Source organism: Halomonas sp. 1513 (genome assembly GCA_001971685.1).
GTDB lineage: Bacteria > Pseudomonadota > Gammaproteobacteria > Pseudomonadales > Halomonadaceae > Franzmannia.
The window spans coordinates 2460351-2484298 of sequence record CP019326.1 but is presented as its reverse complement, the minus strand read 5'-3'; the positions used below and the strand labels follow the sequence as shown (position 1 = coordinate 2484298).

The following is a 23948-nucleotide window of genomic DNA, read 5'->3' as shown; positions in this document are numbered from 1 at the left end:
GTAAAGTCGAGTTGGTGGTTTAAACGCTCAGCGTCGCGGCAGCGGCTCGATGGACTCGAACTTGCCCGCTGCCGAGAAGTGCAGCCGAAAGACGCCGTCTATGCCGTTGCGGCCGACGATGCGGGTCAGGGCGCTGGTGGGAAAGACCACCTTGCGGCCGTCGACACTGCGGGTATGCACGCTCTGGGCGCGGCCCTCGTAGTGGGCCAGGCACTCGTCGCGGGTCAGGCGGATCACCACATCGATACTGGGCACGGCGACCCTCTCCTTTTCAAGACGCAGGGCATGGTTTGCAACGTGGTCGAGCGCCGCCCGTTCGCCGACAGGGTTGGCAAGCGGGCGGCAAGATTATACGCCACTCGAAGCGACGAATGGCATGTCGAATCTACCCGTCAGCAATCGATATACGACATAGCGTCGCCGTTTCGGCGACGCCTGACGAGGAACCGATCATGACCTACGTAGATGGATTCGTCGCCGCGGTGCCCACCGCCAACCGCGAGAAGTACATCCAGCATGCCCGCGATGCCGCGGTGGTGTTCAAGGAGCACGGTGCGCTGCAGATGGTGGAGTGCTGGGGCGACGACGTACCCGATGGCAAGCTCACCTCCTTCCCCATGGCGGTGAAGTGCCAGGCCGACGAGACGGTGATCTTCTCGTGGATCCTATGGCCCTCCCGCGAGGTGCGCGACCGCGGCATGGCCAAGGTGATGGAAGACCCGCGCCTGCAGCCCCACGTCAATCCCATGCCGTTCGATGGTAAACGATTGATCTACGGGGGCTTCGAGGTGGTGGTCGACGAGTAGCGCTCGGGCATTATACTTTAGTCGATATTGGGCCGTTTTCTCTCAACCTGACTCCCCGCGTGCCGATGAAGTGTTGAATATCGCCATCGCAGGGGGGACGAGGCAGATGAAACACCTATCGATAAAGTGGAGCCTGACCGCGGCGCTGGCCGCGCTGGTGTTGATGATCGGGCTGATCAGTGGGCTGGGCTTCTATGCCAGTGCCACCAGCGAGGAGGCGCTGCACGAGCTTGCCGAGACCAACGTGGAACTCGCCAACCTGGCCAACCGTACCCAGGTCAATGTGCTGCGCGCACAGGTCATGCTGGACCGCTTCGCCAGCCTGAGCACCCAAGGTGACCCTGAGCGCGGCGAGCAGAGCCAGCAGCAGGCCCTGGAGGCCCTGGCCGGAGCCCATGAGCGCTTCGACGACTTCCGCGCCGTACCCATCGACGCCGACGACTCCCGGGCGCCCTACGTGGCGGCGATCATCGCGGCCTACGACGCCTACGTGGTGGAAGGGCTCGAGCCGCTGATGGACGCCGCTCCTTTCCAGATTCAGCGCAGCCAGGATGAGATGACCGAGCTGGGCGCCGAGCTGGACGCCGCCATGGAGGACTTCGTCGCCTACTCAGAGCGGCGCGGCACCGCGGTGATCGATCAGGTCGGCCGACTCGGCGACATGGTCGGCATGATCGCCATAACGCTACTGGTCGTGGCGCTGCTCGCCGCGGTGGCGATTCGGCTGGCGATGATCCGAGTGGTGGTCACGCCGCTGCGTGAAGCCGTCGAGCACTTCGAGCGGATTGCCGATGGCGATCTCACCGAGCAGATCCGCGACCGCGGTCGTAACGAGATCGGCCAGTTGTTCAGCGCTCTGGCGCGCATGCAGGACAAGCTCAAGACCCTGGTGGTCTCGCTGCGCAGCAGCAGCGACAGCGTCTTCACCGGCGCCGGCGAAATCGCCCTGGGCAGCCAGGATCTCTCCTCACGCACCGAGCAGCAGGCCTCGGCGCTGCAGCAGACCGCCTCGAGCATGGAAGAGATGGCCGCCACGGTGAGCAAGAACACCGAGACCGCCCACGAGGCCGACGGTCTCTCGGCGTCTGCCTCGCAGCGCGCCGAGGCCGGCGGCCAGGAGGTCGAGCACACCGTGCAGCTGATGCGCGAGATCTCCACCAGCGCCAGCCGCGTCAACGACATCATCGGCGTGATCGACTCGATCGCCTTCCAGACCAATATCCTGGCGCTCAACGCCTCGGTAGAGGCCGCCCGCGCCGGCGAGCAGGGCCGCGGCTTCGCGGTGGTGGCAAGCGAAGTGCGCAACCTCGCCTCGCGCAGCGCCGAGTCTGCCAAGGAGATCCGTGCGCTGATCGAAGAGACCACCGCCAAGATCGCCAGCGGTGCCGAGCAGGCCGAACGCAGCGGCGCCACCATCGGCGAGACCGTCGAGTCGATCCGCCAGGTCACCGCCCTGATGGGCGAGATCTCGAGCGCCACCCGCGAGCAGAACAGCGGCATCGAGCAGATCAACAGCGCCATCACCGAGATGGACTCGGTGACCCAGCAGAACGCCTCGCTGGTGCAGCAGACCAGCGCCGCCGCCAGCTCGTTGGAAGACCAGGCCAAGCATCTCGCCGCATTGATCGCCACCTTCCGCGTCGACGACCAGACCGCGCCGGCCGAACCGCACGCCACCCAGCTGACCCATCAGAAGAGTGAGCGAAGCCAACCGCCGGCCAAGCCCGCTGCTGAAACGCCCAGGCAGTCCTACAAGAAGCCCGCTGAGGCCGTCGAGGACTGGTCCGAGTTCTAGGCACCGCCGATTCAGCTCGCGACAGCCGCTCCCTTGGGGCGGCTGTCGAATTGCTGCCTGTCTGATCGATTGTCCTGGGAGTGCTACTGCTACAGGAGAGTCGCCATGCATCCCGATATCCAGGCGTATCACGCGCGCCAGGCCCCGGCCGACCGGGAGATATGCGAGTATTTGGCCCAGGCGATCGAGCGCCATCTACCCGAGGCAGAGGGCAAGCTATGGCATGCCCACCCGGTATGGTTCCTGGAGGGCAACCCCATCGTCGGCTACAGCAAGCTCAAGCACTGCGTGCGGCTGCTGTTCTGGAGCGGACAATCCTTCGATGAGAGTGGGCTACGCGACGAGGGCAGCTTCAAGGCCGCCGAGGCCCGCTATACCGCGGTGGAGCAGATCGACGCAGAGGCGCTGCGCCGCTGGCTCGCCAAGGCGCGGGATATCCAGTGGGACTACAAGAACATCGTGCGCCGCAAGGGGCACCTGGAACGGCTAAGGTGACCTGGCAGCCGCGCGCACTGCTGCCGAGTCGCCAGCATCCTCGAAGGGCGGCGGCGAATGTCGTAGAGTTATCGCATCGAGGCTAAGCGCGCTTCTTTCCTTGGTAGCGAGACGATTCGAGCATGGCACATGCCCACCAGCCCCATTTCTGGCGCGATCCGCGTATGCCCCACGTGGAGCTGCGCGTGGTCGAGGATGGCCGCCAGGTCGGCTACGCCCGTCACAGCCATACCCAGTGGTCGTTGGGGGCGGTGACTGCCGGAGAGAGCACCTTCCATTACCTCGATGACGAATATCGCATCCACGCCGGGCACCTGGTGTTGATGAATCCGGACTGGGTGCACGCCTGCAATCCTGTCGAAGGCGAGTCCTGGGCCTACCGCATGCTCTACGTGGACGCCGAGTGGCTGACTCGGCTGCGCCATGCAGCGGGGCTGATCGATACACCGTGCTGGCAGGACATTTCCGCCGCCGTAATCGCCGCCCCGAGCTGGTACGCCGGCTATCAGCGTATGACCGACGGCCTGCTGGATCCGCAGCGTGACCTCCTGAACAAGCAGAGCGAGCTGGTCGAATATCTCTCGGCGCTGATGCATCACCTGGCGGGGCAGCCGGCCCAGCCGCGCTCGCTCCCGCCGGCCACCCTGCGCGAATTGGCTGCCTACCTCGATGAGCACGTTGCTGAGGAAGTATCGCTGGATGCCCTCTGCCAGCGCTCCGGCTACAGCGCCGGCCACCTGATCCGTGCCTTCAAGCAGCACTTCGGCCTCACGCCTCATGCCTACCTGATCAATCGCCGCATTCAGCTAGGACAGCGTCAGCTCAAGCAGGGCAAGCCGATCGCTGAGGCGGCGCTGAATGCCGGCTTCAGCGACCAGCCGCATTTCCAGCGCACCTTCAAGCGTCTGGTGGCCGCCACACCCCATCAGTACCGAAGCCCGTTACTCGAATAAGAGATAGACGCAGCTGACCGCTAGCAGCAGCGCCAGCCCTCGGTTGACGGCGACCAGGACGCCAGGGCGCTGCACGTAACGGCGCAGAAAGGCACCGGCATAGACCCAGCTACCCAGCGAAAGCCAGCAGATGGGCAGATAGAGCGCGGCGAACAGCCACAGCAGGCCGACATCGCCGCCGGTGTAGGCACCGATGCCGGAGGCCGACGCCAGCCAGGCTTTGGGGTTCAGCCACTGCATCAGTGCGCCTGCCATAAACCCCGGTGCTCGCGTGGTATCGCCCTCCGGCAGACGACCATCATCGCGGAACAGCCGCACGCTTAGATAGAGCAAAAATGCCACGCCGGCCCAGCGTAGAGCGTCCTTCAACCCCGGCACCATCGTCAGCAGTGAGTAGAGCCCGAGGCCCACGGCTAGAAACAGGACCACGAAGCCCAGGGTGGCGCCGGTAACGAAGACCAACCCGCGTGAGATGGGATATCGAGTGCCGCTGCTCAAGCACACCAAGTTTACCGGCCCCGGTGAAATGGACGCCGCCAGGGCAAAGGCCGACATCGGCAGGATCATGGCAAGGTTCATCGTGCGTCTCCTGGAACACTGTGCCAGGAGTCTGGCGTGTCGGCGGCGACAGGTATTGAACGAAATTGAGGTGCCAATAATAGCCAATGTCTATTGCAGGCGTTGGCTCGGCGGGATTGAACAAAACTGGCTAGGCTAGCTCAATAAAAAGTGGCAGTGACCGTAGACGAATAGCACCGCGTGCCGGGCCTGACACCTGGTACTCGCCAATAACCACGACACGGAGTCTCCATGAGCCAACCGATCATCGCGGATAACAAGCCGGTCAAGGTGAACTTGAAGAAAGGTGAGGAGTACGCGTTCTGCATGTGCGGGCGCTCCAGTGACCAGCCGTTCTGCGACGGCTCTCACTCGGGAACCGGCATCACGCCCAAGATGTTCAAGGCCGACGAGGACGGCGACGCCTTTCTCTGCCAGTGCAAGCACACCCAGGACGCCCCGTTCTGCGACGGCACCCACAAGAAGTTCAGCGACGATGAGGTGGGCCAGGAGAGCCCCGAAAGCAAGGACGCCGCCGCCGAGCAGAAGAGTAGCAGCGGCCAGCCTGAGCCCAAGGCCAGCGAAGAAGAGCCCACCGTGGAGTTCATCCACCAGCTCGCCAAGGAGGGTACCAAGGGCGTTGGCCATCACGGCCCGATGACCGCCATGGGCGTACCGCGCCACACCCTGCCGCACTGGGACGACCTGCAGCTGATGGTGGCGCAGATGGCCACCAAGCCGCTGATGGAAGACGCCGCAGTGGACACCCAACTGGTGATCGGCCCCGAGGCCAAGAAGCCGCTGACCCTCAAGATTCCGCTGTTCGTCTCCGACATGAGCTTCGGGGCGCTCTCCCAGGAAGCCAAGGTCGCCCTGGCCAAGGGCGCCGAGATGGCCGGTACCGGCATCTGTTCCGGGGAGGGCGGCATGCTGCCGGAAGAGCAGGCCGAGAACTCGCGCTACTTCTATGAACTGGCCAGCGCCAAGTTCGGCTACAGCGAAGCGCTGCTGGAGAAGATCCAGGCTTTCCACTTCAAGGGTGGCCAGGGCGCCAAGACCGGCACCGGCGGCCACCTGCCGGGCAACAAGAACACCGCCAAGATCGCCGAGGTACGGCATATCACCGAAGGCGAACCGTCGGTTTCGCCGCCGACCTTCGAGGACCTTTCCAGCGTGGCCGACTTCAAGCGCTTCGCCGACCGCGTTCGCGAAGTGACCGGCGGCGTGCCGGTGGGCTTCAAGCTCAGCGCCAACCATATCGAGCGCGACATTCAGTTCGCGCTGGACGCCAGCGCCGACTACATCATCCTCGACGGCCGCGGTGGCGCTACCGGGGCCGCCCCGGCGATGTTCCGCGACCATATCTCGGTGCCGACCATCCCGGCACTGGCCCGCGCGCGTCGCTACCTCGACGAGCAGAAGGCCAGCGGCCGGGTCACGCTGATCATTACCGGCGGGCTGCGCGTGCCGATCGATTTCGTCAAGGCCATGGCGCTGGGCGCCGACGGCGTCGCGCTCTCCAACAGCGCCATCCAGGCGATCGGCTGCGTGGGTGCGCGGATCTGCAACACCAACAACTGCCCGGCGGGCATCGCCACCCAGCGCGAAGACCTGCGCCAACGCCTCGACGTCGATGCCTCGGCAGAGCGCCTCAAGACCTTCTTCGGCGCCTCCGTGGAGCTGATGCAGGTAATGGCCCGCGCCTGTGGCCACGACGCCCTCCACCAGTTCAACCCGGAGGACCTTGCCACCTGGCACCGCGAGATGGCGCTGCTCAGCGGCGTGCGCTACGCAGGCGTCGGCCAGCCGTAGGGCGAGGGGTGAACATGGGCCATCGCATCCACCAACTCACCCCCGACGACCTGGCGCTGATGGACGGACTCCTGGCGACCTTCGGCGACGTGTTCGACCAGCCCGAGACCTATACCGGCAGCCCCCCTGATGCCGGTTATATGCGCCAGCTGCTCGAGAGTGATGGCTTTATCGCCCTGGTGGCACTGAAGGACGGTGCGGTGGTCGGCGGGCTGGCAGCATACGAGCTGAAGAAGTTCGAGCAGCCGCGCAGCGAGATCTACATCTACGATCTGGCGGTAGCCGAAGCCCAGCGCCGACAAGGGATCGCCACCGCCTTGATCGAAAAGCTCAAGCAGCTCGCGGTGCAGCGCGGCGCCCACGCCGTCTTCGTCCAGGCCGATACCGGCGAGGAAGACCAGGCGGCGATTGCCCTGTACAGCAAGCTCGGTAGTCGGGAAGACGTTCTACACTTTGATATTACCTTGGACGAAGGAGGCGAGTAGCCAGGGAGTGTTAGACATGCCTGGCGTCGAGACGAGAGCTTGGCGCCAACGCTGCCTTCAGATGGCCTCAGCATTATAAGGGGATAATGTATGAGTCATAAGGAAAGCGTTGATTACCCAGCGGTGACCGCTCGCCAGAAAGAGGTGTGGGCCACCGGCGATTTTCACGAGATTGCCCGGCAGAACGTGGTGATGGCGGAGGCCCTCTGCGCGGCGGTGGACCCTCATGCAGGGGAGCGCGTGCTGGACATTGCCTGCGGAAGCGGCACCGCCGCGCTGGTCGCCGCTCGGCGCTATTGTGAGGTGGTGGGCATCGATTACGTCCCGGCGCTGATCAAGCGCGCCAGGCAGCGAGCCGTCGCCGAGGGCTTGAGCGCTGACTTTCAGGTAGCCGACGCCCAGGCGCTGCCGTTTGCCGATGCCAGCTTCGACGTCCTCCTCTCGGTCTACGGGGTGCAGTTCGCTCCGGACCAGCAGCGTGCTGCCGCGGAGATGCTGCGAGTTTGCCGCCCTGGTGGCAGGATCGGCCTTGCCACCCCGGTCCCAAACGGCTGGAGCGGAGACTTCTTTGCCACCAATGCGACATACATGCCGCCGCCTCCCGGTATCCAGCCGCCGTTGCGCTGGGGAACCGGCGCGGGGCTCGATGAACTGCTCGCCGCAGGCACCAGCGCCATCGTCAGTGAGGAGCGCAAGGCCCTGCAGTACTATCGATCCGTGGAGCATGCCGTCGACGTATTCTTGAATTACTTCGGTCCCGCGATACGTGCAGTCACGGCCTCTACCGAAGAGGTGCGCGAACATTTTCAGCGTGACCTTCATGCGGTATTCAGCCGCTACAACCGGGCGACGGACGGCACGGCGGTGATCGAGAATCGGTACTTGCTGACGATTGCGACGCGTGCGTAGGCAGAGCCTGACGACGCGCTCCTGGGTCTGCCCCGATTGAGGGGCACTGATAACATCGGGTAAACGCTATTGATGAAACGGTCTGCTATCGCGCTACACCTGTTGTGCGCAGCCCTGCTCAATGGCTGCGGCTTCTTGGGTGACCCAGACCAACGCGTGATGTTTCCCCCTGCGCCTGAGCCGCAAGAGTCATCGTATGTGGACCTCGCCTGGCAGATTGCATCCGAGAAACCCTGCTACCTGATCTCCCCTGATAGCGTGTCGGTCGCACCGCTAAACTCATCGGGTACGCGTGCGGAGTACCTGCGGTCTCGCTGTTTTGCTAACGTTGCGAGACGTACCGCCCGGCCAGAACTGTGTGACCACGTAGTGTCCGTCAGCACAGTGCTCTACGCCGGTCACGAGATTGGTCGGCAGCAGTGCCTCCAGACGGCCGAGCGAGCGAGTGCTTCGGGAGGTGTCGGGATGGTGGATCACGATGCCATGTTGGTGCTGGCCGGCTTCTCGAATGCGGAGATTGAGGCGTTACTCACAGCACACCAGCTGCCTGATCATGGCCGCTACTGCTTGCTCTTTTCACCCGAGTTCTTCAAGGCGATTGAACGCATGCCGCGCTTTTCGTCACTGGATGACCTGGAGCGAATGAAGCGCGTGGAGTGGGAGGTTCATCCCTTTCTGAGCCTTCCTGGCTTTCCCTGCCAAGGGAAATTCATGGACACAGGATAGTAAACACCGCTGCACGTCGTGCCGTGGCCAACGAGGTAGCTCACCATGCAACCCAGAATCAGCATGATCACCCTCGGCGTCAGGGATCTGGCGGCGTCGGTGCTGTTCTACGAGCAGGGCCTTGGCCTGTCGCGGAGGCCTCCCATGTGTTTTTCAGCTACCATGGCCCTGTGTACGCGCAACCATGGCCTTCACCGAAGAGGGAAAATGTTGTAATGAAAGAGATGCTAACCAGGGTGTTCTGGCCTATTCTGAGTTTCTTTGAAACAGGCGAAGAGCCAGAGAATTATAAAAAGTCTCATAGAGTTGCGCTTAATATATTGGGCACCCTGTTCTTGACTCTGTCGCTTGGCTCGGTGGTAGTCGGCTATTCAAGTGGTCAGCCAGGCGCGATTATACCGGCCGTGGTTTTCTTTTGTGTGGGTCTGGTTGCCATCGTGTTAGGAGGGTTGGGTTCAAAGCGTGCTGTTTCAAGAATATGGGGAGTCAAGTGACTCATTTGATTAATTAATAACGGCTTGGTTATATCCACTATGGGCTCTTGGTGGATAGCATGAATTTCATACTTGGAGTGCTTATGCCACATTTTGTCATTGACTGCTCAGCTGATGTATTGGACGTTCATCCTGAGGATCATGTGCTAGAACACGTTCATTCAGTGGCTGCTGAATCTGGACTGTTTGAAGTTGGCGACATCAAGGTCAGGCTTAATCCTTACCATAAGTGCCTGGTGGGTGGTAAGCCCGCGCCTTTCATTCATGTGTTCTCGAGCATGATGCCGGGACGTAGCGCTGAGCATAAAGCCGAGCTGTCCCGGGCCATCGTTGAAAGGCTGGCGGCATTGTTTCCCAATGTTTCTAAAATTGCCATGAATGTCAGTGAGTTTGATAAGGGCACCTATTTCAAGCGAGATATGCTCTAAGCAAACGTGGTGGCGCGCAACCCGCCTCCTCGCTCGGCCCAGGGGACGGCAACACCTAGCCGGGAGCGGCGAAAAACTGGATAATGGCAGGTTTTCTGCTCTAGCTTCGCCAAAGCTCCCCACGTCCGGTGCCCGTCCATGGAAATCAAGGTCAACTATCTCGACAACCTCCGCCTGGAGGCCAAGTTCGACGACTTCACGGTCATCTCCGACCAGCCGATCCGCTACAAGGGCGACGGCTCGGCGCCGGGGCCGTTCGACTACTTCCTGGCCTCCTCGGCGATGTGCGCGGCGTACTTCGTCAAGGTGTACTGCAACACCCGGGGGATCCCCACCGAGAACATCCGCCTGTCGCAGAACAACATCGTCGACCCGGAGAACCGCTACAACCAGATCTTCAAGATCCAGGTCGAACTGCCGGAGGATATCTCCGACAAGGACCGCCAGGGCATCCTGCGCTCCATCGACCGCTGCACCGTCAAGAAGGTGGTGCAGACCGGCCCCGAGTTCCAGATCGAGACCGTCGAGAACATCGACGAGGACGCCCAGGCCCTGCTGATGGGCGCGCCGGAGGGCGAGGGCAGCACCTGGATCGAGGGCAAGGACCTGCCGCTGGAGCAGACCATTGCCCACATGAGCGGCATTCTCGCCGACCTGGGGATGAAGATCGAGATCGCCTCCTGGCGCAATATCGTGCCCCACGTGTGGTCGCTGCACATCCGCGACGCCGCCTCGCCGATGTGCTTTACCAACGGCAAGGGTGCCACCAAGGAGAGCGCGCTGTGCTCGGCGCTGGGCGAGTTCATCGAGCGCCTGAGCTGCAACTTCTTCTACAACGACCAGTTCTTCGGCGAGGAGATCGCCAACAGCGCCTTCGTCCACTACCCCAACGAGGAGTGGTTCCAGCCCGGGCCCAACGACGAGCTGCCCGAGGGCATCCTCGACGACCACTGCCGGGCGATCTATGACCCGGACGGCGAGCTGCGCGGCTCCAACCTGATCGACACCAACTCCGGCAAGACGGCGCGGGGCATCGTGTCGCTGCCGTTCGTGCGCCAGTCCGACGGCGAGACGGTGTACTTCCCGTCGAATCTGATCGAGAACCTCTACCTCAGCAACGGCATGAGCGCCGGCAACACCCTGGCCGAAGCCCAGGTGCAGTGCCTCTCGGAGATCTTCGAGCGGGCGGTGAAGCGCGAGATCATCGAGCAGGAGATGGTGCTGCCCGACGTGCCCGAAGAGGTACTGGCTCGCTATCCGGCAATTGTCGAGGGCATCCAGGCACTGGAGGCCCAGGGCTTCCCGGTGCTGGTCAAGGACGCCTCGCTGGGCGGCCAGTACCCGGTGATGTGCGTGACCCTGATGAACCCGCGCACCGGCGGCGTGTTCGCCTCGTTTGGCGCCCACCCCAGCTTCGAGGTGGCGCTAGAGCGCAGCCTCACCGAGCTGCTGCAGGGACGCAGCTTCGAGGGCCTCAACGACTTCATGCCGCCGACCTTCAACTCGCTGGCGGTGACCGAGCCCAACAACTTCGTCGAGCACTTCATCGACTCCTCGGGGCTGATCTCCTGGCGCTTCTTCAGCAGCAAGGCGGAGGTCGAGTTCGCTGATTGGGACTTCTCCGGCAGCGGCGCCAACGGCAACGCCGAGGAAGCCGCGACGCTGTTCGGCATCCTCGAGGAGATGGGGCTGGAGGCCTACATGGCCGTGCACGATGACCTCGGCGCGCCGGTGTGCCGCATCCTGGTGCCGGGCTACTCCGAGGTCTATCCGGTGGAGGACCTGGTGTGGGACAACACCAACATGGCGCTGCTGTTCCGCGAGGACATCCTCAACCTCCACCGCCTGGATGACGACCAGCTGGCCGCGCTGCTCGAGCGCCTCGAGGAGACCCAGCTCGACGAGCACATGGATATCATCACCCTGATCGGTATCGAGTTCGACGAGAACACGGTGTGGGGCCAGCTCACGATCCTCGAGCTCAAGCTGCTGATTCACCTGGCGCTGGGCGAGCACGAGGAGGCGCTGGAGCGGGTGCAGATGTTCCTGCAGTACAACGACAACAGCGTCGCCCGCGGGCTCTTCTACCAGGCGGTGCAGGCGGTGCTCGAGATCGTCCTCGACGACGAGCTGGAGCTGAACGACTACCTCCACAACTTCACGCGTATGTTTGGCGAGGAAACCATGGCCGCGGTGGTCGGCTCGGTGCAGGGCGAGGTGCGCTTCCACGGCCTGACGTCCACCAGCATGCAGCTCGAAGGCCTGGAGAAGCACCAGCGACTGATCGAGAGCTACAAGAAGCTGCACGCCCACCGCGCCGCCAAGGCGGGCCTGTAAGCCCCGGCACCCGCCATACTCCCACATCAATACCCAAACGCCCCCGAGCCGTTCGCCTGGCTCGGGGGCGTTTCTCTGTGGGTGTCGAAAACGTTAGTCACCCTTCGACAACAGCTCGTGTGTTATACCGTTTCAATAGGAGGCGCTAACATGAGCGAACTGATTGTCACCACCTTCGATTGGGTTCCCGAGACGCCGCGCGGCTATGTACGCGACCTGAGGCTGTGCTGGGCGCTGGAGGAGGCCGGGTTGCCCTATCGGGTAGAGGGCGTGCCGTTTCACTCCCGGGATACCGAGCATTTTTCCCACCAGCCCTTCGGCCAGGTGCCGTGGCTGACCGATGGCGATATCTCTATCTTCGAGAGCGGCGCGATCCTGCTGTATCTGGGCGAGCGCAGCGAGGTTCTGATGCCTGTTGACCCGCATCGTCGTCTCGAGGTCATCGAGTGGCTGTTCGCCGCGCTCAACTCCGTCGAGATGGCGAGTCTGCCGTGGTCGCTGTTCCACTTCGCTGGCGATACCCACGTTACGCCAGGCAAGCAGACGCTGGACAATTTCCTTGCCTCCCGGCTGCAGCATCTCGAGTCGGTCCTGGCGAAGCGTGAATGGCTGGCCGGGACGTTCTCCATCGCCGATATCGCCATGGCAGACGTGCTGCGCCTCGTTGATCGGTTCGACGGGCTTGCGCAGTCTCCCACCTGCCGAGCGTACATATCGCGGGCCACGGCTCGCCCGGCCTTCGTCAAGGCCCATGCAGATCAGTTGGCATTTTACGCCGCGGCGGATTGAGGGCCTGGCTCGGCTCAGCCGAGCACGCTGCGCTTGCGGCGCCGGGTCTTGTCGTCGTACATGCGGTTGTCTGCGAGGGTAAGCACCGCTTGAGCGGGCACCTCGCTGGAGCTAGCGCTGCCCAGGCTCAAGCGCAGCGTCACCTCGACGCTCTGACCCTCGGCGGTGGCGAGGACGCAGTGCTGGCCCTCCAGGTGCGAGCGGATCAAATCAGCCAGGCGTGTCGGTGCCGACAGGTCCGCGGATGGAAACAGGATCACGAACTCGTCACCCCCGTAGCGGGCCAGGATATCGCCCTCCCGGCACTGCATCTGCAGGCGTTCGGCGACGGTGGTGATGAGCTGGTCACCAACCAGATGGCCGTACTGGTCGTTGACCTCCTTGAGCCCGTCGACGTCCATCATCAGTACCGCGAAATCCAGTCCTGGCTGCTGCATCTTGCCCTGGATGCTCTGCTGTAGCGCCGACTCGAAGAAGCCGCGGTTGTATAGCCCGGTGAGGCCGTCGCGCTGCGCTGCACGCTGGAGCGCGAGGTGCAGCAGCTTGTTCTCGGTCGCCGCGGCCAGCTGGTCGACGAACAGCGTCAGCACGCGCTCCAGGGCTGCATCCAGCCGCGGGGCGCGCACCACCAGCCAGCCCTCGTAGAGGCTGAGCCGTCCTGCCATGGAGGTCGCGTAGAGCTGCTCGCCATCGGGTTGCTCGTTGAGCTTGATGATGCCGCCATCCTGCTCATGCAGCCTTGCGATCCTGCTGCGCAGGCGACGCTCGTCTTCGAGGCGCAGGCCTGCCTTGGCCTCGTAGCGCGTCACCTCGGGGCGGTTACGCTCCTGAAGGAACACCGCAAATCCATACTCCGGAAAGTCGGCATGCAGATGCTTCAAGGAGTCATCGAGCAGGGTATTGATGTTCGGCGCGCGGTTGGCCACTTCGCCGAGGTCGAGGAGGGCGTGAAAGACCCGATTCTGGTATTTGATCTCGGTAATGCTGCGGCCGATCTTGCGATTCTGGCCGTACATCACGTTGGCAATCGCCAGCATATAGATCACTGCGCCGGTTACCTGGTAGATGTCGAGCCCCATGCTGACATACGGGCGAAACTCGAACCCCGTCAATACGCCCCAGCCCAAGGCCCCGCTGGCGAACAGCGCCACCGAGGCGGCCATGCGCCGCGGGCCGCCGACCACCATGTTGTTCATGAAGCAGGCAAGGGCGATGAACAGCGTGGCCCACAGGTAATAGTCCAGTACGCCGCACCAGATGCCGAACAGTAGGCTGTCTAAATAGAGATTCCTGAACTCGGCGCGTTTGGAGTCGCGGGCCAGGGCGGCATGCGCATAGGCCACCGCCGGCCATAGCAGCAGCAGCAGGCCAGGCAATATCAGCTTCCAGCCGCTGCCCTCGACCAAGCCGATCCACACCGTGAGCCCGAAGGTGTGGCAGAAGGCGAAGGTGCGCGGCGGCAGCGTCGCCAGGGCGAGCCGATGGGGGCGTTTCAAGGTGAGTTTCGCCCGGGTCGAGGATGGTTCGGAAACGCGCATTCCGCCAGCTTCTCCTGATTGCGCCCACGCCAGCAAGGCGACGTTAGCTCATCGGGTGTATGGGCAGCATAGCGGGTTAACGCGTGGGGAGGGTCACGATGCTGGCAATCTCCAGTCGAAAGACACCATCGCGGCGGTCGGCAATCAACAGGCCGAGCTGCTGGATATCGTCCGGCTCGAGCGCAGGGGCATCCTTCAGCAGGCGGCCACGGCGGATCGCCTCGAAGGCGTGCCAGGGCAGGGCGATATGCTGCCACTCCCCCGCGGGGGGCTGGAACAGGGCACGGTACGCAGCGCCGTCGCTCAGCTGGTTATTGTAGAGGCGCAGCTGGTACTGGCGCCCATCGCCACGCGCCTCCAGGGCCACCCCCGAATAGCCGGATAGCCGCATTGGCTGACGCTCGCGCCTTATGGATGCGAAGCCACCGCCGTTGGTCAGCGACATCTCGCCGGCGAAGACCCCGACGCCTTGTGCCGCATGCATGCCACCCGATGAGACGCCGCCCATCACATCGTCGTTGATGGTCCGCCAGTGGGCGGCCTCCTGCGCTGTGCTGAAATCGATCAGTATTGGCATGGGGCTTGTGCGTCTCCTTCAATGCCTGGCTGATAGAGGCGTGTCGCTACACCTTACTGACGATCAGCGCCGCATTCACCCCGCCGAAGCCAAAGCCGTTGCACAGCACGTGCTGAGTCGCGTGTTGGCGTGCCGAGCCCGAGACGAAATCCAGGTCGCGCAGATCCTCGTCGGGGTTTTCCAGGTTCAGGGTCGGGGGCAGGCGGTCGTGCATGACCGAAAGGGCGGAGAAGATGCTCTCCACCCCGCCGGCGGCCCCCAGCAGATGGCCGGTGGCCGACTTGGTCGCGGAGATCGGGATGCCGGCGAGGGCGCCGCCAAAGGCGTTGCGCAGCGACGCGATCTCGGCCCGGTCGCCCACCGGCGTCGAGGTGGCGTGGGCATTGATGTGGTCGATCGTCTCGGGCGATAGGCCCGCCATTCTCAGGGCGGCGCGAATGGCCGCCGCGGCACCAGCGCCGTCTTCCGGGCCGGCGGTGATATGGTGGGCGTCCGCACTGGTGCCGTAGCCGCTGAGAATGGCCAGCGGCGTTGCCCCGCGTGCTTCGGCGTGGGCCAGCGTTTCGATCACCAGCAGCCCCGCGCCTTCTCCCATCACGAAGCCGTTGCGGGCCTGGTCGAAGGGGCGGGACGCCCTGGTGGGGTCGTCCTGCTCGGTGGAGAGCGCCTTCATGGCATGGAAGCTGGCCAGCGAGAGCGGGTCGATACAGGCTTCGGCGCCGCCCACTAGCGCCACCTCGGCCTCACCGCTGCGGATCATGCGCATGCCGTCGCCGATGGCCTGCACGCCCGCGGCACAGGCCGTTACCGGGCAGCCCAGCGGCCCACGCAAGCCATAGCGAATCGACACATTGCCCGCTGCCAGGTTGGCCAGGAAGGCCGGCACGGTGAACGGGGAGAGCCGGCGGTGGCCGCGCGACGAGAGGGTGTTCTGCGCCTGGGTGATGGTGGGGAAGCCGCCGATGCCGGAGCCTATGATAGTGGCCGTCGACAGCCGGTCCGCATCGCTTTCGGGGAACCAGTTGGCCTGGGTCAGCGCCTCTTCGGCGGCGCCCATGGCGTAGAGGCTGAACAGCTCCAGCTTACGACGCTCCTTGGCATCCAGCACCTGGTCCGGGTCGAGGCCGGCTTCCGGGTCTTCCTCGATACCGGGAACCGAGCCTGCCACCTTGATCGGCAGCTCGCCGGTGTCGAAGCGGTTGATCGATGAGATGCCGGAGCGGCCGGCGAGCAGCCGCTCCCAGCCTGCCTTGACGCCGTAACCAAGCGGGCTGATCATGCCCATGCCGGTGATGACGAGCGGTGATTGCATGGTAAATTCCTGAACAGCTTGGGGTTGTGCCACGCTAACACTGAGCTTGATATGATCAAGGTAATATTCAGCGCGGGAGTGCGAGGTCGCCATGCCCTACTCGACGAACCACAAGGCCAAGTCGCGGGAGCGCATCCTGAAGTCGGCCATCGAGCTGTTTAGCCGCAAGGGGTTCGAGAAGGCCTCCATCGGCCAGATCATGAAGCTGGCCAAGATGACCCACGGCGCCTTCTACGCCCACTTTTCCTCGAAAGAAGCGCTCTACCACGCCTCGGTACGTGAAACCCTGGAGAACAGTCGCGCGGCTCGGCTGGTCAAGGGGCCGCTCTCGGTGAAGCACCTGACGGAACTGGTCGCCAACTGCTGGAACCTCCAGGAGCTCGAGCGCAAGTGCAAGCCGGGTCCCGAGACGGTACTGTTCAACGAGATCGGCAACGAGAATGCCGAAGTGCGCACGCTGTTCGAAGCCTCCTACCTGCGCATGAAAAAGATGCTGGAAACCCGCCTCACCGCCCTGAGCCGCCTCAAGAAACTCCCCTTCGAGCCCGACCGCGAGGTCGTTGCAGACAAGGCCCGCGTCATTCTTGCCTCCCTGGTGGGCGCCGTGGCCATCGCCAAGAGCCTGCCCGGCGAGCAGGAGCGTCAGAACCTCCTCAACGCCGCCCAGCGCAATATCCTGCAGTTGCTCGGCGTCGACGAAAGCGAGTTGGACGGCATGCTGGGCGCCGCAGGGCAAGAGCAGAGCCCCGCGTAGCATATCCCTCTCTTTCCCTAATGCTTTTTGTGCAGTGTCGACTTTGTCGGCGTTGCTCAGCGCATGGCGTTTGTTTACGGTAAGGCAAAGGCCACTGAAGATGGCCGTTTTGCCAAAACGTACGCAAGGGCTGCCGCATCAGGGATGACACTGCCGTCATCCATGCTGCCGGGTAGGGGCGGTAGCGTGCCTGGACTCAGACATCAACGACTCAACCCAGCGGGCTGCGTACACCGGCGAACCCCTTACCCATTACGCGAACTACCTCTGCGTGGCAGCTGCCACTTGGCGTTCCACCGCAAGGTGCTCCATGAAAGCCCTAACCTCGGGGCCACCCATGCTGGCGGAGTGGCGCACGCCACCCGATCCATCAGCTACGGTGGCTTGTTGTGAGTATCCATTTGGTAGCTCCCTCTTTTAATGGATATGCATCCAGTATTATTGGTTCCGGCAAAACGTACAAGCGCGCGAATCCTGCATAGGTAGCCTAACTATAATTAGGGAATTGTGAAATCAATAGGTTAGGGAGAAGAAGCATGCTAACGAACGTTGTTGAACGAGCAGGTGCGTTCATCCAATATCAGGACGTGCAGTCCAATCCAATCACTGTTAGCTCTTAGGAGAAGACTGTGAGTCATTCTGAATTATTTCAAATGATAAGGGCCAAGCTCCAGCCTGAGAGACCCATTCGGACGATCGAGTTTCTCAGGGGGCGAGATAAGGAATTCAAAACAACTATTCGAGAGCTCAGGGACTTTGATGGAATTCCTTTCATATTCGGATACCGCGGTGTTGGGAAGACTTCACTGGCTAGGACGGCAGCGCAACTCGCAACAAGCTCGGACAGAGAACACGTCTATGTCGCATGCGCGCCAGGAAGTCGAATGCTGGAGATTTTTCGTGAGGTGGGGGAGGGGCTGCTCTCACTAGCGATCCGTTTTGGAGCAAAGAAAACCATAGAAACACACCATGAGATTGAAGTTTCATTAAACCCCTCACTCAAATCTTCGATAACCAATAGTGTTCCTAGCCTTCCCGACTTTAAGGATGCCAATGAGGCTGTGAGGGTTCTCAAAAATCTTGATGATATCCTGCCAGATGCAAGGCAGACCGTAGTTGTTATCGACGAGTTAGAAGAGCTAAGTGAGGAAGATAGAAATGCTTTAGCTTTTCTAATAAAGCAAATAGGGGACCAAGAATTCAGCACCCGATTTGTTCTAGTTGGTATCGCTGAAAATGTCGATGACCTAATTGGGACTCACGCATCTGTACCACGCTATATTACTGAAATATCTCTAAAGCCATTGATAGCTCAGGACCTTATTGATATCGTTGTTGATGCTGCGCAGACTCTTGATATCGAAGTCGGCCAAGAGTTTTTATATAGAGTTGCGATAATCGGAAATGGCTTTCCTTATTATGCTCACTTGATTGGAAAAACTATACTAGTGGAAGCTGTTGAAAACGATGCAAGAAGTATTACTGAAGAGATATATAACGAAGGGATAAGTGTGGCGATATCGCAAAGCTTGCAAGAGCTGAGAAGCGCCTACGACGCAGCAGTACAACGTGGTCAGGACTACTTTAAGCATATGATATGGGCTCTTGCTGACTTTGATGTTGTTGACGTTAGAGTAGATGACTGGCAGAGCAGATATCGCGAATTGGCACAGAAATATTCGTGGTCTGTACCCAGTGACAATAAACTCAATAATGCCCAAAATAATATGCGTAAAGAGAGTCACGGGGAGATTATCAGAATTACACCTGCTAAGTATGGGTCAACGGAAACGCGATATAGGTTCCGTAGGTTTACTAACCCACTTATGAAAGGGTATGTCCGCCTTCAAGCTGAGCATGAAGGAGTTCAGCTTGGAGGGGATCAATTCAAATTGAAGTAGGGAGCCTAGCTAACAATACGCGTCACGCGGTCACGCTTAAGAGTGTCGGTGTGCTCCGGCGTTGGGGCTGTAGGAGTAGGAAAAGCCCGCGGCCCACGCCGTTTTGGTAGGATCGGGAAAACAGCCTAGGAGTGGTCAGCATGCCTCGCTTCAAGCCCTAAAACCATGACCCAGAGCGCCATGGTGGTGATCAACTACCAGGACCAGCTGTTGCCCGGAACCTTCGAGCACGCGGTCCACTATCTGGTCGAACACAAGCAGACCTCTTTGAGCAGGTGCTGTTGGTGTGCCATGAGCAAGGCCTGCTGGGCAACGAACTCTTTGCAATTGACGTCTTCAAGATGCCCTCGGATGCCTCAAAGGAGTGGTCTGGCACCTTCAAGGAGCTGGGCGAGAAGCGAGAGAAACTGCGACGTTTGGTTCGCCATCACCTGCTCGAGCATTACGCGCGGGACGAAGCCGAGACGGAAGCCGACTTGGATCGAGATATCCGCCAGGCCAAGACGATTCTGTCGCTAGATGCCGCGATGAACAAAGTAGACCGCTTCCTAAAGACGCACAGCCCAAGGATGGGCCGGGGGAAGCGGAGCGAGGAAGTGAAGAGCAACGTCACCGATAATGAAAGTGCCAAGATGACCACCAGCAAGGGCACGATCCAGGGCTATAATGGCGTGGCCACGGTGGACAAGAAGCACCAGATCATCGTCGACGCCCAAGCCTTTGGCGAAGGCCAGGAACACCATACGCTGCAACCGGTGTTGGAAAGGGTGAGGGCTCGCTTCAAGAAGCTAGGCATTGCTGACGACATTTACCAGCAGGGCACCGTCGTTACCGCTGACACTGGCTTCGCCAATGAGGCCAACATGAAGTACCTGTACGAGCGATAGATCAACGGCTATGTGCCGGATAATCAGTTCCGCAGCAGAGATCCGAAGTTCGCTCATCAAAAAGCGCCACCAGAATCTGCCGAATACGGGTTGGATAAGCACCATCCCCGCCAGTGAATTTCAATTCGATCCGGTGACCATGACCTGTATCTGCCCGGCTGGCGAATCCCTCACCTACCGGGGGCAACGGGAAGCCGAGAATGGCAAGGTTCGGGCACATTTCGAGGGCAGGCTGCTGCAATGCCGGCACTGCCCGAAGAAACATCAATGCATGCATAATACAGCCTCAGCAGATCACCGCAACGGCGCTGGTCGGCAAGTATCCTTTACGATCAAGAGCGACGGACAACCAAACTACACTGACTGGATGAAGCACCGAGTGGATAGCCAGCAGGGTAAGGAGATATATAGCCATCGAATGTCAGTGGTGGAGCCGGTATTCGGCAACATCGGCACCACAAAAAGCATGAACCAATTTGCTCTTTGTGGCAAGAAAAAGGTGCAGGGTCAATGGCAGCTATACTGCGTGATACACAACATTGAGAAGCTCGCCAATTATGGTCGATTAGGCACGTGAAACAAGGGCTAGAAGGCCTGAAAGAGACCGCTAAATGCCGTTGATGAGTGCCTTTGACATCATCAAGGAGCTGAAATGACCCTTAGGCTCTCCTTGGCCAAGGAAATTGTCCATTTGGTGGGCGCTACACAAAATCAGAAAGCGGGCGTAGGGAAGGGCTCAGAGTCGGGTTTTTCTACAGCCTCGTTAGAGAGCATGTGAGAATACATCATGACTGAGTTGCTAAAGGCGGTTGGGTTGACTGCGGGACTCGGAGGGTTGGCCTTAGGCGTTTTCCTTTTGTTGTTTCAGCGAATAGATTTGCCTAAAGCAACTCGCCGTCATCTCACGCTATTCATGTGGCTAGTGTGGAGTGTTTGTGTGCTTGGTATGGCAGTCTACTACATGAGCATATCAAATAGAGGGGGTGCAATAGAAAGTAAAACCACGTCGCATTTCTCCATAGAACTATATTGTGGCCAAGTTCCGCCTGATGAGCATTCAGAGCTCGCACGACTGTTCGATTATGCAGAACGAAATCAAGGAAAATTGGCGAGTTTCGATATCGAGTATTTCCATAACGATTGTCGCTGCGATCAGATCAGGGAGCCATCCCCCAGAATTACATTAGAACCAATGTGCGAACTTAATCCCAGTTGGTGGCTGAGCGGGCGAATAGGAGACTACCATTGTTTGGGAGCAATTGGGCTAGCAGGCTATTCGGCTGGTGTTGGTACGATTTGTTTCCCCCGCTACAGTTCGCTACCATTGAGAGTTGGCTTTACTCGTCGATTCACAGCCACAACTGAGCGAGTGACCGGAGCCTTTCTACTAAATTGGGAGTGGAGCCTTGGTGCTCCACACGTACAGCTACTACTAGAGGAATCATAAAGTTTATTGGCACTCTAACAAAGGGTTGAACCGGACGCGGGGTAAGCTCTGGGGCGGCTTCGCCGGGTGGGCTCAATGGTCGCGCCGGCTAACCCAAACGTTATGAGGATTAAAATGATCCGTAATTTTATCGCTTCGGATATGGATAGTGTGCTGAATATCTGGCTAGAATCCTCGGCCAAGGCGCACGACTTTGTCGATCGTGCGTTTTGGGAATCCAAGCTGGATGATATGAGAAACATCTATATACCAGCCTCAGAGACTTACGTGTACAAATCGGGCAGTGAGGTGAAGGGTTTTTTCTCGCTGCACGGCGATACGCTGGCGGCTATCTTCGTGGCTCCTTGCTGCCAGGGAGAAGGCATTGGCCAGGCTCTGATGTCAAAAGCCAAATCGCTCCGTGAGCGTATTACCTTAGACGTTTACAAGGAGAACCAGAAAACCGTGGACTTCTATAAGTGCTGTGGTTTTCGGGTAGTATCCGAAAAAACGGACCCACATACCGGGCATGCTGAGTTGGTGATGGAGTTTCACTCATGCTAGGGGGCAGGTTTTGTATGAAAAGGCGGCGAGCGAAGGACAGACATGGCCTAAGTCCACTCAATGCCGACTAAAATAACCCTTAACCACCTGCGCCGTTACGCCATTTCGCGCAGCCTGTTCAAACCGCGAGCCTTGCAGCGCGCCATCACTAAACTGGGTTTCGTCCAGTTTGATCCGATACGTGCACCCGCACGGGCTCAGGACCTGACGCTGCGCCATCGTGTCACCGACTACCGAGCCGGTGAGCTGGAATCGCGTTACCCTCGTCTGGCCGTCGAGGAAGACTTTTTCGTTAACTACGGTATTCTGCCGCGGTTCACGCAATGCATGATGCACCCTCGGACGACGCGCACCGAATGGCCGCCCTCACGCTGGGCACAGGCACGGGCCGTACTGGAGTTCGTGCAGAGTCGCGCCGCTGCCGACGGTCACGCTCAGCCGCCTCGTCACATGGGTGGCTTCTTCGGCGGCTCCGCAGTGGCGCGAGCGCCGCCGCGATGCGGCGTTCGAGTCCGCGTTGCATGAGGAGCAGGCACGCTTGAAAAGTTTTCTCGGGCTGTGACTTTGCAGAGCCCCCGAGCCCAGACAGGCTCGGGGGCTTTCCGTTTCTGCCGCAGACTTACTCGTCGTCGGTAAAGGGCAGGGAGGAGTGGTGCAGCACGATGCGCAGGTCGCCGTCGTCCAGGTGGAAGCCCCAGGTCTTGTCCACGGTGGTGGTATTGCCGTCGGCATCCAGTATCGAGACGTTGCCCATGGTCAGCGCCGTGTCGCCGCTGATGAAGATAGCGGCGTTGTCGATGGTGACTTCCTCCCAGCCATTCAGGGCAAAGCCGCTGTCTTCACTGTACTCATCGCTGTGGCCGACAAAGTAGGCCAGGGTGCCCTCAGGCGTGGTGCGGAAGGTTTGCGGTGCCGCGGCCAGGGTCGGCTTGAAGAGTACAGGTCCGATATCGTGTCCGTAGGCGCTGGCGATGATCTCCTCGGCCAGTGCGCTGGCGGCTTCGATCCCCTCTGCTTCGTAGGTGTTGGAGATGGCGACCAGCGCATCGCCCCAGGCCCGCTGAGCTTCAAGCACTTGTTCCTCGGTGATATCGCCGCCTAGATGGGTCACCTCGGTGGCATTGGTCAGACTTGCAGTGCCAAGACCAAGTCCGAGTGCCGTGGCGGTAACCAGTGTCTTGAGTTTCATGATGCATCTCCTGTCGGTGAATCCGTGCAAGGGGAATCGATGGCGTCCCCAGTCCTGCGTGTCCTGGGCCACATTGAGAAGGATCAGGCTGATGATCGCAACCCTTGTTGCTACCAAGCCATGAGTATCGAGTCTCGCCGACGATGATATGCAGGCCGCGGATGCCGCTGCCTTGGCGGCTAGGCGTCCAACGGCAAGCAGCCACAGGGCGACGACCGCAGCGAGGCTGAAGACAACAATCGCGTGCCGCCGCCGTCGAGCCCCTGAGTCAGCCATCTGACTCAGGGGCTTTTCGTTTGTGCCATCTGATTATTTCGCTGCCAGTGCCACGCCTACCTTGGAGCGGTTGGGCCGCCCGATGGTCTGGGTGATCCAGGTGCCGGTCTCGGCGAGCGTGTTCAGGTCGATGCCGGTGTCGATGCCGAGGCCGTTGAGCAGGTAGACGACGTCTTCACTGGCGACGTTGCCGGAGGCGCCCTTGGCGTAGGGGCAGCCGCCGAGGCCGGCCACGGAGCTGTCGATTACGCCGATGCCTTCTTCCAGCACGGCGTAGAGGTTGGCCAGCGCTTGGCCGTAAGTGTCGTGGAAGTGGGCGGCGAGCTTATCCATAGGGATGTCGCGGCTCACCGCCTCGAGCATGCGCTTGGCGGTGAGGGGCGTGCCGACGCCGATGGTGTCGCCCAGCGACACTTCATAGCAGCCCATCTCATACAGCGCCTTGCTCACCTCTGCCACCTTGGCCGGGGAGATCTCGCCTTCATAGGGGCAGCCGAGCACGCAGGAGACGTAGCCGCGCACGCGCACCTTGGCTTGCTGGGCCCGATCCAGCACGGGCTCGAAGCGCGCCAGGGATTCGGCCACCGAGCAGTTGATGTTTTTCTGCGAGAAGGCCTCGCTTGCGGCGCCGAATACCGCCACTTCCTCGACGCCGCATTCGAGTGCCGCTTCCAGCCCCTTGAGGTTGGGGGTGAGGGCGGCGTAGGTCACGCCCGGCTTGCGATTGAGGCCGGTCATCACCTGGCGGTGGTCGGCCATCTGCGGCACCCACTTGGGCGAGACGAAGCTGGCGGCTTCGATATAGGAGATGCCGGCGGCGGCGAGCCTGTCGATCAGTTCGAGCTTGGTGGCCGTGGCGATCGGTTTTGGCTCGTTCTGCAGGCCGTCGCGGGGGCCGACCTCGACCAGGCGGACGTGTGTTGGGAAGGGCATGGGC

At 60.9% G+C, this 23948-nt stretch carries 23 protein-coding genes and 2 pseudogenes; 18 read left to right on the top strand and 7 right to left on the bottom strand.

Annotated features, from left to right (window positions below):
* Window positions 1-27: 27 nt before the first annotated feature.
* Window positions 28-255, bottom strand: coding sequence for a hypothetical protein (locus BWR19_11260; GenBank protein APX93462.1), 228 nt, complete (start codon window positions 253-255; stop codon window positions 28-30).
* A gap of 197 nt (window positions 256-452) precedes the next feature.
* Between BWR19_11260 and BWR19_11255 the strand changes: the two genes are divergently transcribed.
* The 4 genes from BWR19_11255 (at window position 453) to BWR19_11240 (ending at window position 4049) form a co-directional block, all read left to right on the top strand.
* Entirely contained in the window at window positions 453-806 is a 354-nt protein-coding gene (locus BWR19_11255) for an RNA signal recognition particle (protein ID APX93461.1), read from the top strand.
* Between the two features lie 106 nt (window positions 807-912).
* Window positions 913-2601: a methyl-accepting chemotaxis protein gene (locus tag BWR19_11250; protein ID APX93460.1), complete on the top strand. Its 1689-nt coding sequence runs from the start codon at window positions 913-915 to the stop codon at window positions 2599-2601.
* A 105-nt stretch (window positions 2602-2706) separates the two neighbouring features.
* Entirely contained in the window at window positions 2707-3096 is a 390-nt protein-coding gene (locus BWR19_11245; GenBank protein ID APX93459.1) for a hypothetical protein, read from the top strand.
* A gap of 122 nt (window positions 3097-3218) precedes the next feature.
* Window positions 3219-4049 (top strand): AraC family transcriptional regulator, encoded by an 831-nt coding sequence (locus BWR19_11240; GenBank protein ID APX93458.1) that lies wholly within the window; start codon window positions 3219-3221, stop codon window positions 4047-4049.
* Here the strand turns inward: BWR19_11240 and BWR19_11235 are convergent.
* Window positions 4038-4628 (bottom strand): lysine transporter LysE, encoded by a 591-nt coding sequence (locus tag BWR19_11235; protein ID APX93457.1) that lies wholly within the window; start codon window positions 4626-4628, stop codon window positions 4038-4040. The genes BWR19_11240 and BWR19_11235 overlap by 12 nt on opposite strands.
* Before the next feature lie 231 nt (window positions 4629-4859).
* On the opposite strand from BWR19_11235, the gene BWR19_11230 reads away from it, so the two are divergent.
* The 9 genes and pseudogenes from BWR19_11230 to BWR19_11190 all read left to right on the top strand — a co-directional run bounded on the left by BWR19_11230 (window position 4860) and on the right by BWR19_11190 (window position 12587).
* The gene (locus tag BWR19_11230; GenBank protein APX93456.1) at window positions 4860-6419 is read left to right on the top strand and encodes a glutamate synthase; all 1560 of its coding nucleotides are present in this window, start codon (window positions 4860-4862) and stop codon (window positions 6417-6419) included.
* A gap of 14 nt (window positions 6420-6433) precedes the next feature.
* A complete protein-coding gene (locus BWR19_11225; GenBank protein ID APX93455.1) occupies window positions 6434-6904 on the top strand; it encodes an AAC(3)-I family aminoglycoside 3-N-acetyltransferase in 471 nt (156 codons plus the stop codon).
* A 90-nt stretch (window positions 6905-6994) separates the two neighbouring features.
* Complete coding sequence (locus BWR19_11220) at window positions 6995-7813, top strand: SAM-dependent methyltransferase (GenBank protein APX93454.1); 819 nt, start codon at window positions 6995-6997, stop codon at window positions 7811-7813.
* A 465-nt stretch (window positions 7814-8278) separates the two neighbouring features.
* Window positions 8279-8539, top strand: coding sequence for a hypothetical protein (locus BWR19_11215; GenBank protein ID APX93453.1), 261 nt, complete (start codon window positions 8279-8281; stop codon window positions 8537-8539).
* A gap of 45 nt (window positions 8540-8584) precedes the next feature.
* Window positions 8585-8683: pseudogene (locus BWR19_11210) on the top strand (glyoxalase).
* A gap of 71 nt (window positions 8684-8754) precedes the next feature.
* Window positions 8755-9033 (top strand): hypothetical protein, encoded by a 279-nt coding sequence (locus BWR19_11205; protein APX93452.1) that lies wholly within the window; start codon window positions 8755-8757, stop codon window positions 9031-9033.
* Window positions 9034-9116: 83 nt separating this feature from the next.
* Window positions 9117-9461 (top strand): 5-carboxymethyl-2-hydroxymuconate isomerase, encoded by a 345-nt coding sequence (locus BWR19_11200; GenBank protein ID APX93451.1) that lies wholly within the window; start codon window positions 9117-9119, stop codon window positions 9459-9461.
* 138 nt (window positions 9462-9599) lie between these two features.
* Window positions 9600-11798, top strand: a complete 2199-nt coding sequence (locus BWR19_11195; GenBank protein ID APX93450.1) for a protein involved in RimO-mediated beta-methylthiolation of ribosomal protein S12 YcaO — start codon at window positions 9600-9602, stop codon at window positions 11796-11798.
* A 150-nt stretch (window positions 11799-11948) separates the two neighbouring features.
* Window positions 11949-12587 (top strand): glutathione S-transferase, encoded by a 639-nt coding sequence (locus BWR19_11190; GenBank protein APX93449.1) that lies wholly within the window; start codon window positions 11949-11951, stop codon window positions 12585-12587.
* A gap of 14 nt (window positions 12588-12601) precedes the next feature.
* On the opposite strand, the gene BWR19_11185 is transcribed toward BWR19_11190, so the two are convergent.
* The 3 genes from BWR19_11185 to BWR19_11175 all read right to left on the bottom strand — a co-directional run bounded on the left by BWR19_11185 (window position 12602) and on the right by BWR19_11175 (window position 16014).
* Entirely contained in the window at window positions 12602-14125 is a 1524-nt protein-coding gene (locus tag BWR19_11185; protein APX93448.1) for a GGDEF domain-containing protein, read from the bottom strand.
* Window positions 14126-14201: 76 nt separating this feature from the next.
* The gene (locus BWR19_11180; GenBank protein APX93447.1) at window positions 14202-14702 is read right to left on the bottom strand and encodes a hypothetical protein; all 501 of its coding nucleotides are present in this window, start codon (window positions 14700-14702) and stop codon (window positions 14202-14204) included.
* A gap of 46 nt (window positions 14703-14748) precedes the next feature.
* A complete protein-coding gene (locus BWR19_11175) occupies window positions 14749-16014 on the bottom strand; it encodes a beta-ketoacyl-[acyl-carrier-protein] synthase II (protein ID APX93446.1) in 1266 nt (421 codons plus the stop codon).
* Window positions 16015-16105: 91 nt separating this feature from the next.
* Here BWR19_11175 and BWR19_11170 point away from each other — a divergent pair, with 91 nt between their 5' ends.
* The 5 genes and pseudogenes from BWR19_11170 (at window position 16106) to BWR19_11150 (ending at window position 22071) form a co-directional block, all read left to right on the top strand.
* Window positions 16106-16768 (top strand): TetR family transcriptional regulator, encoded by a 663-nt coding sequence (locus tag BWR19_11170; GenBank protein ID APX93445.1) that lies wholly within the window; start codon window positions 16106-16108, stop codon window positions 16766-16768.
* 653 nt (window positions 16769-17421) lie between these two features.
* Entirely contained in the window at window positions 17422-18669 is a 1248-nt protein-coding gene (locus tag BWR19_11165) for a hypothetical protein (GenBank protein APX93444.1), read from the top strand.
* A gap of 180 nt (window positions 18670-18849) precedes the next feature.
* A pseudogene (locus BWR19_11160) lies at window positions 18850-20133 on the top strand (transposase).
* A 984-nt stretch (window positions 20134-21117) separates the two neighbouring features.
* On the top strand, window positions 21118-21546 hold the full coding sequence (locus tag BWR19_11155; protein ID APX93443.1) for an N-acetyltransferase: 429 nt from the start codon (window positions 21118-21120) through the stop codon (window positions 21544-21546).
* A gap of 60 nt (window positions 21547-21606) precedes the next feature.
* Window positions 21607-22071 carry a hypothetical protein gene (locus tag BWR19_11150; GenBank protein APX93442.1) on the top strand — a complete coding sequence of 155 codons (465 nt, stop codon included), beginning with the start codon at window positions 21607-21609 and terminating at the stop codon, window positions 22069-22071.
* Between the two features lie 94 nt (window positions 22072-22165).
* Here BWR19_11150 and BWR19_11145 read toward each other — a convergent pair whose 3' ends face one another.
* Both BWR19_11145 and BWR19_11140 read right to left on the bottom strand, forming a co-directional pair.
* Window positions 22166-22735 carry a phosphoribosyl-AMP cyclohydrolase gene (locus tag BWR19_11145; GenBank protein APX93441.1) on the bottom strand — a complete coding sequence of 190 codons (570 nt, stop codon included), beginning with the start codon at window positions 22733-22735 and terminating at the stop codon, window positions 22166-22168.
* Between the two features lie 309 nt (window positions 22736-23044).
* Window positions 23045-23944 (bottom strand): hydroxymethylglutaryl-CoA lyase, encoded by a 900-nt coding sequence (locus tag BWR19_11140; protein APX93440.1) that lies wholly within the window; start codon window positions 23942-23944, stop codon window positions 23045-23047.
* Between the last annotated feature and the right edge of the window lie 4 nt (window positions 23945-23948).

Excerpts from the sequence above, each read along its gene's own strand:
- BWR19_11220 (APX93454.1), top strand. The coding sequence starts at position 6,995 with ATGAGTCATAAGGAAAGCGTTGATTACCCAGCGGTGACCGCTCGCCAG.
- BWR19_11250 (APX93460.1), top strand. The coding sequence starts at position 913 with ATGAAACACCTATCGATAAAGTGGAGCCTGACCGCGGCGCTGGCCGCG.
- BWR19_11155 (APX93443.1), top strand. The coding sequence starts at position 21,118 with ATGATCCGTAATTTTATCGCTTCGGATATGGATAGTGTGCTGAATATC.
- BWR19_11195 (APX93450.1), top strand. The coding sequence starts at position 9,600 with ATGGAAATCAAGGTCAACTATCTCGACAACCTCCGCCTGGAGGCCAAG.
- BWR19_11190 (APX93449.1), top strand. The coding sequence starts at position 11,949 with ATGAGCGAACTGATTGTCACCACCTTCGATTGGGTTCCCGAGACGCCG.
- BWR19_11225 (APX93455.1), top strand. The coding sequence starts at position 6,434 with ATGGGCCATCGCATCCACCAACTCACCCCCGACGACCTGGCGCTGATG.
- BWR19_11170 (APX93445.1), top strand. The coding sequence starts at position 16,106 with ATGCCCTACTCGACGAACCACAAGGCCAAGTCGCGGGAGCGCATCCTG.
- BWR19_11175 (APX93446.1), bottom strand. The coding sequence starts at position 16,014 with ATGCAATCACCGCTCGTCATCACCGGCATGGGCATGATCAGCCCGCTT.
- BWR19_11150 (APX93442.1), top strand. The coding sequence starts at position 21,607 with ATGCCGACTAAAATAACCCTTAACCACCTGCGCCGTTACGCCATTTCG.
- BWR19_11215 (APX93453.1), top strand. The coding sequence starts at position 8,279 with ATGGTGGATCACGATGCCATGTTGGTGCTGGCCGGCTTCTCGAATGCG.
- BWR19_11255 (APX93461.1), top strand. The coding sequence starts at position 453 with ATGACCTACGTAGATGGATTCGTCGCCGCGGTGCCCACCGCCAACCGC.
- BWR19_11235 (APX93457.1), bottom strand. The coding sequence starts at position 4,628 with ATGAACCTTGCCATGATCCTGCCGATGTCGGCCTTTGCCCTGGCGGCG.
- BWR19_11240 (APX93458.1), top strand. The coding sequence starts at position 3,219 with ATGGCACATGCCCACCAGCCCCATTTCTGGCGCGATCCGCGTATGCCC.
- BWR19_11145 (APX93441.1), bottom strand. The coding sequence starts at position 22,735 with ATGAAACTCAAGACACTGGTTACCGCCACGGCACTCGGACTTGGTCTT.
- BWR19_11205 (APX93452.1), top strand. The coding sequence starts at position 8,755 with ATGAAAGAGATGCTAACCAGGGTGTTCTGGCCTATTCTGAGTTTCTTT.
- BWR19_11245 (APX93459.1), top strand. The coding sequence starts at position 2,707 with ATGCATCCCGATATCCAGGCGTATCACGCGCGCCAGGCCCCGGCCGAC.
- BWR19_11140 (APX93440.1), bottom strand. The coding sequence starts at position 23,944 with ATGCCCTTCCCAACACACGTCCGCCTGGTCGAGGTCGGCCCCCGCGAC.
- BWR19_11200 (APX93451.1), top strand. The coding sequence starts at position 9,117 with ATGCCACATTTTGTCATTGACTGCTCAGCTGATGTATTGGACGTTCAT.
- BWR19_11185 (APX93448.1), bottom strand. The coding sequence starts at position 14,125 with ATGCGCGTTTCCGAACCATCCTCGACCCGGGCGAAACTCACCTTGAAA.
- BWR19_11165 (APX93444.1), top strand. The coding sequence starts at position 17,422 with ATGATAAGGGCCAAGCTCCAGCCTGAGAGACCCATTCGGACGATCGAG.
- BWR19_11180 (APX93447.1), bottom strand. The coding sequence starts at position 14,702 with ATGCCAATACTGATCGATTTCAGCACAGCGCAGGAGGCCGCCCACTGG.
- BWR19_11230 (APX93456.1), top strand. The coding sequence starts at position 4,860 with ATGAGCCAACCGATCATCGCGGATAACAAGCCGGTCAAGGTGAACTTG.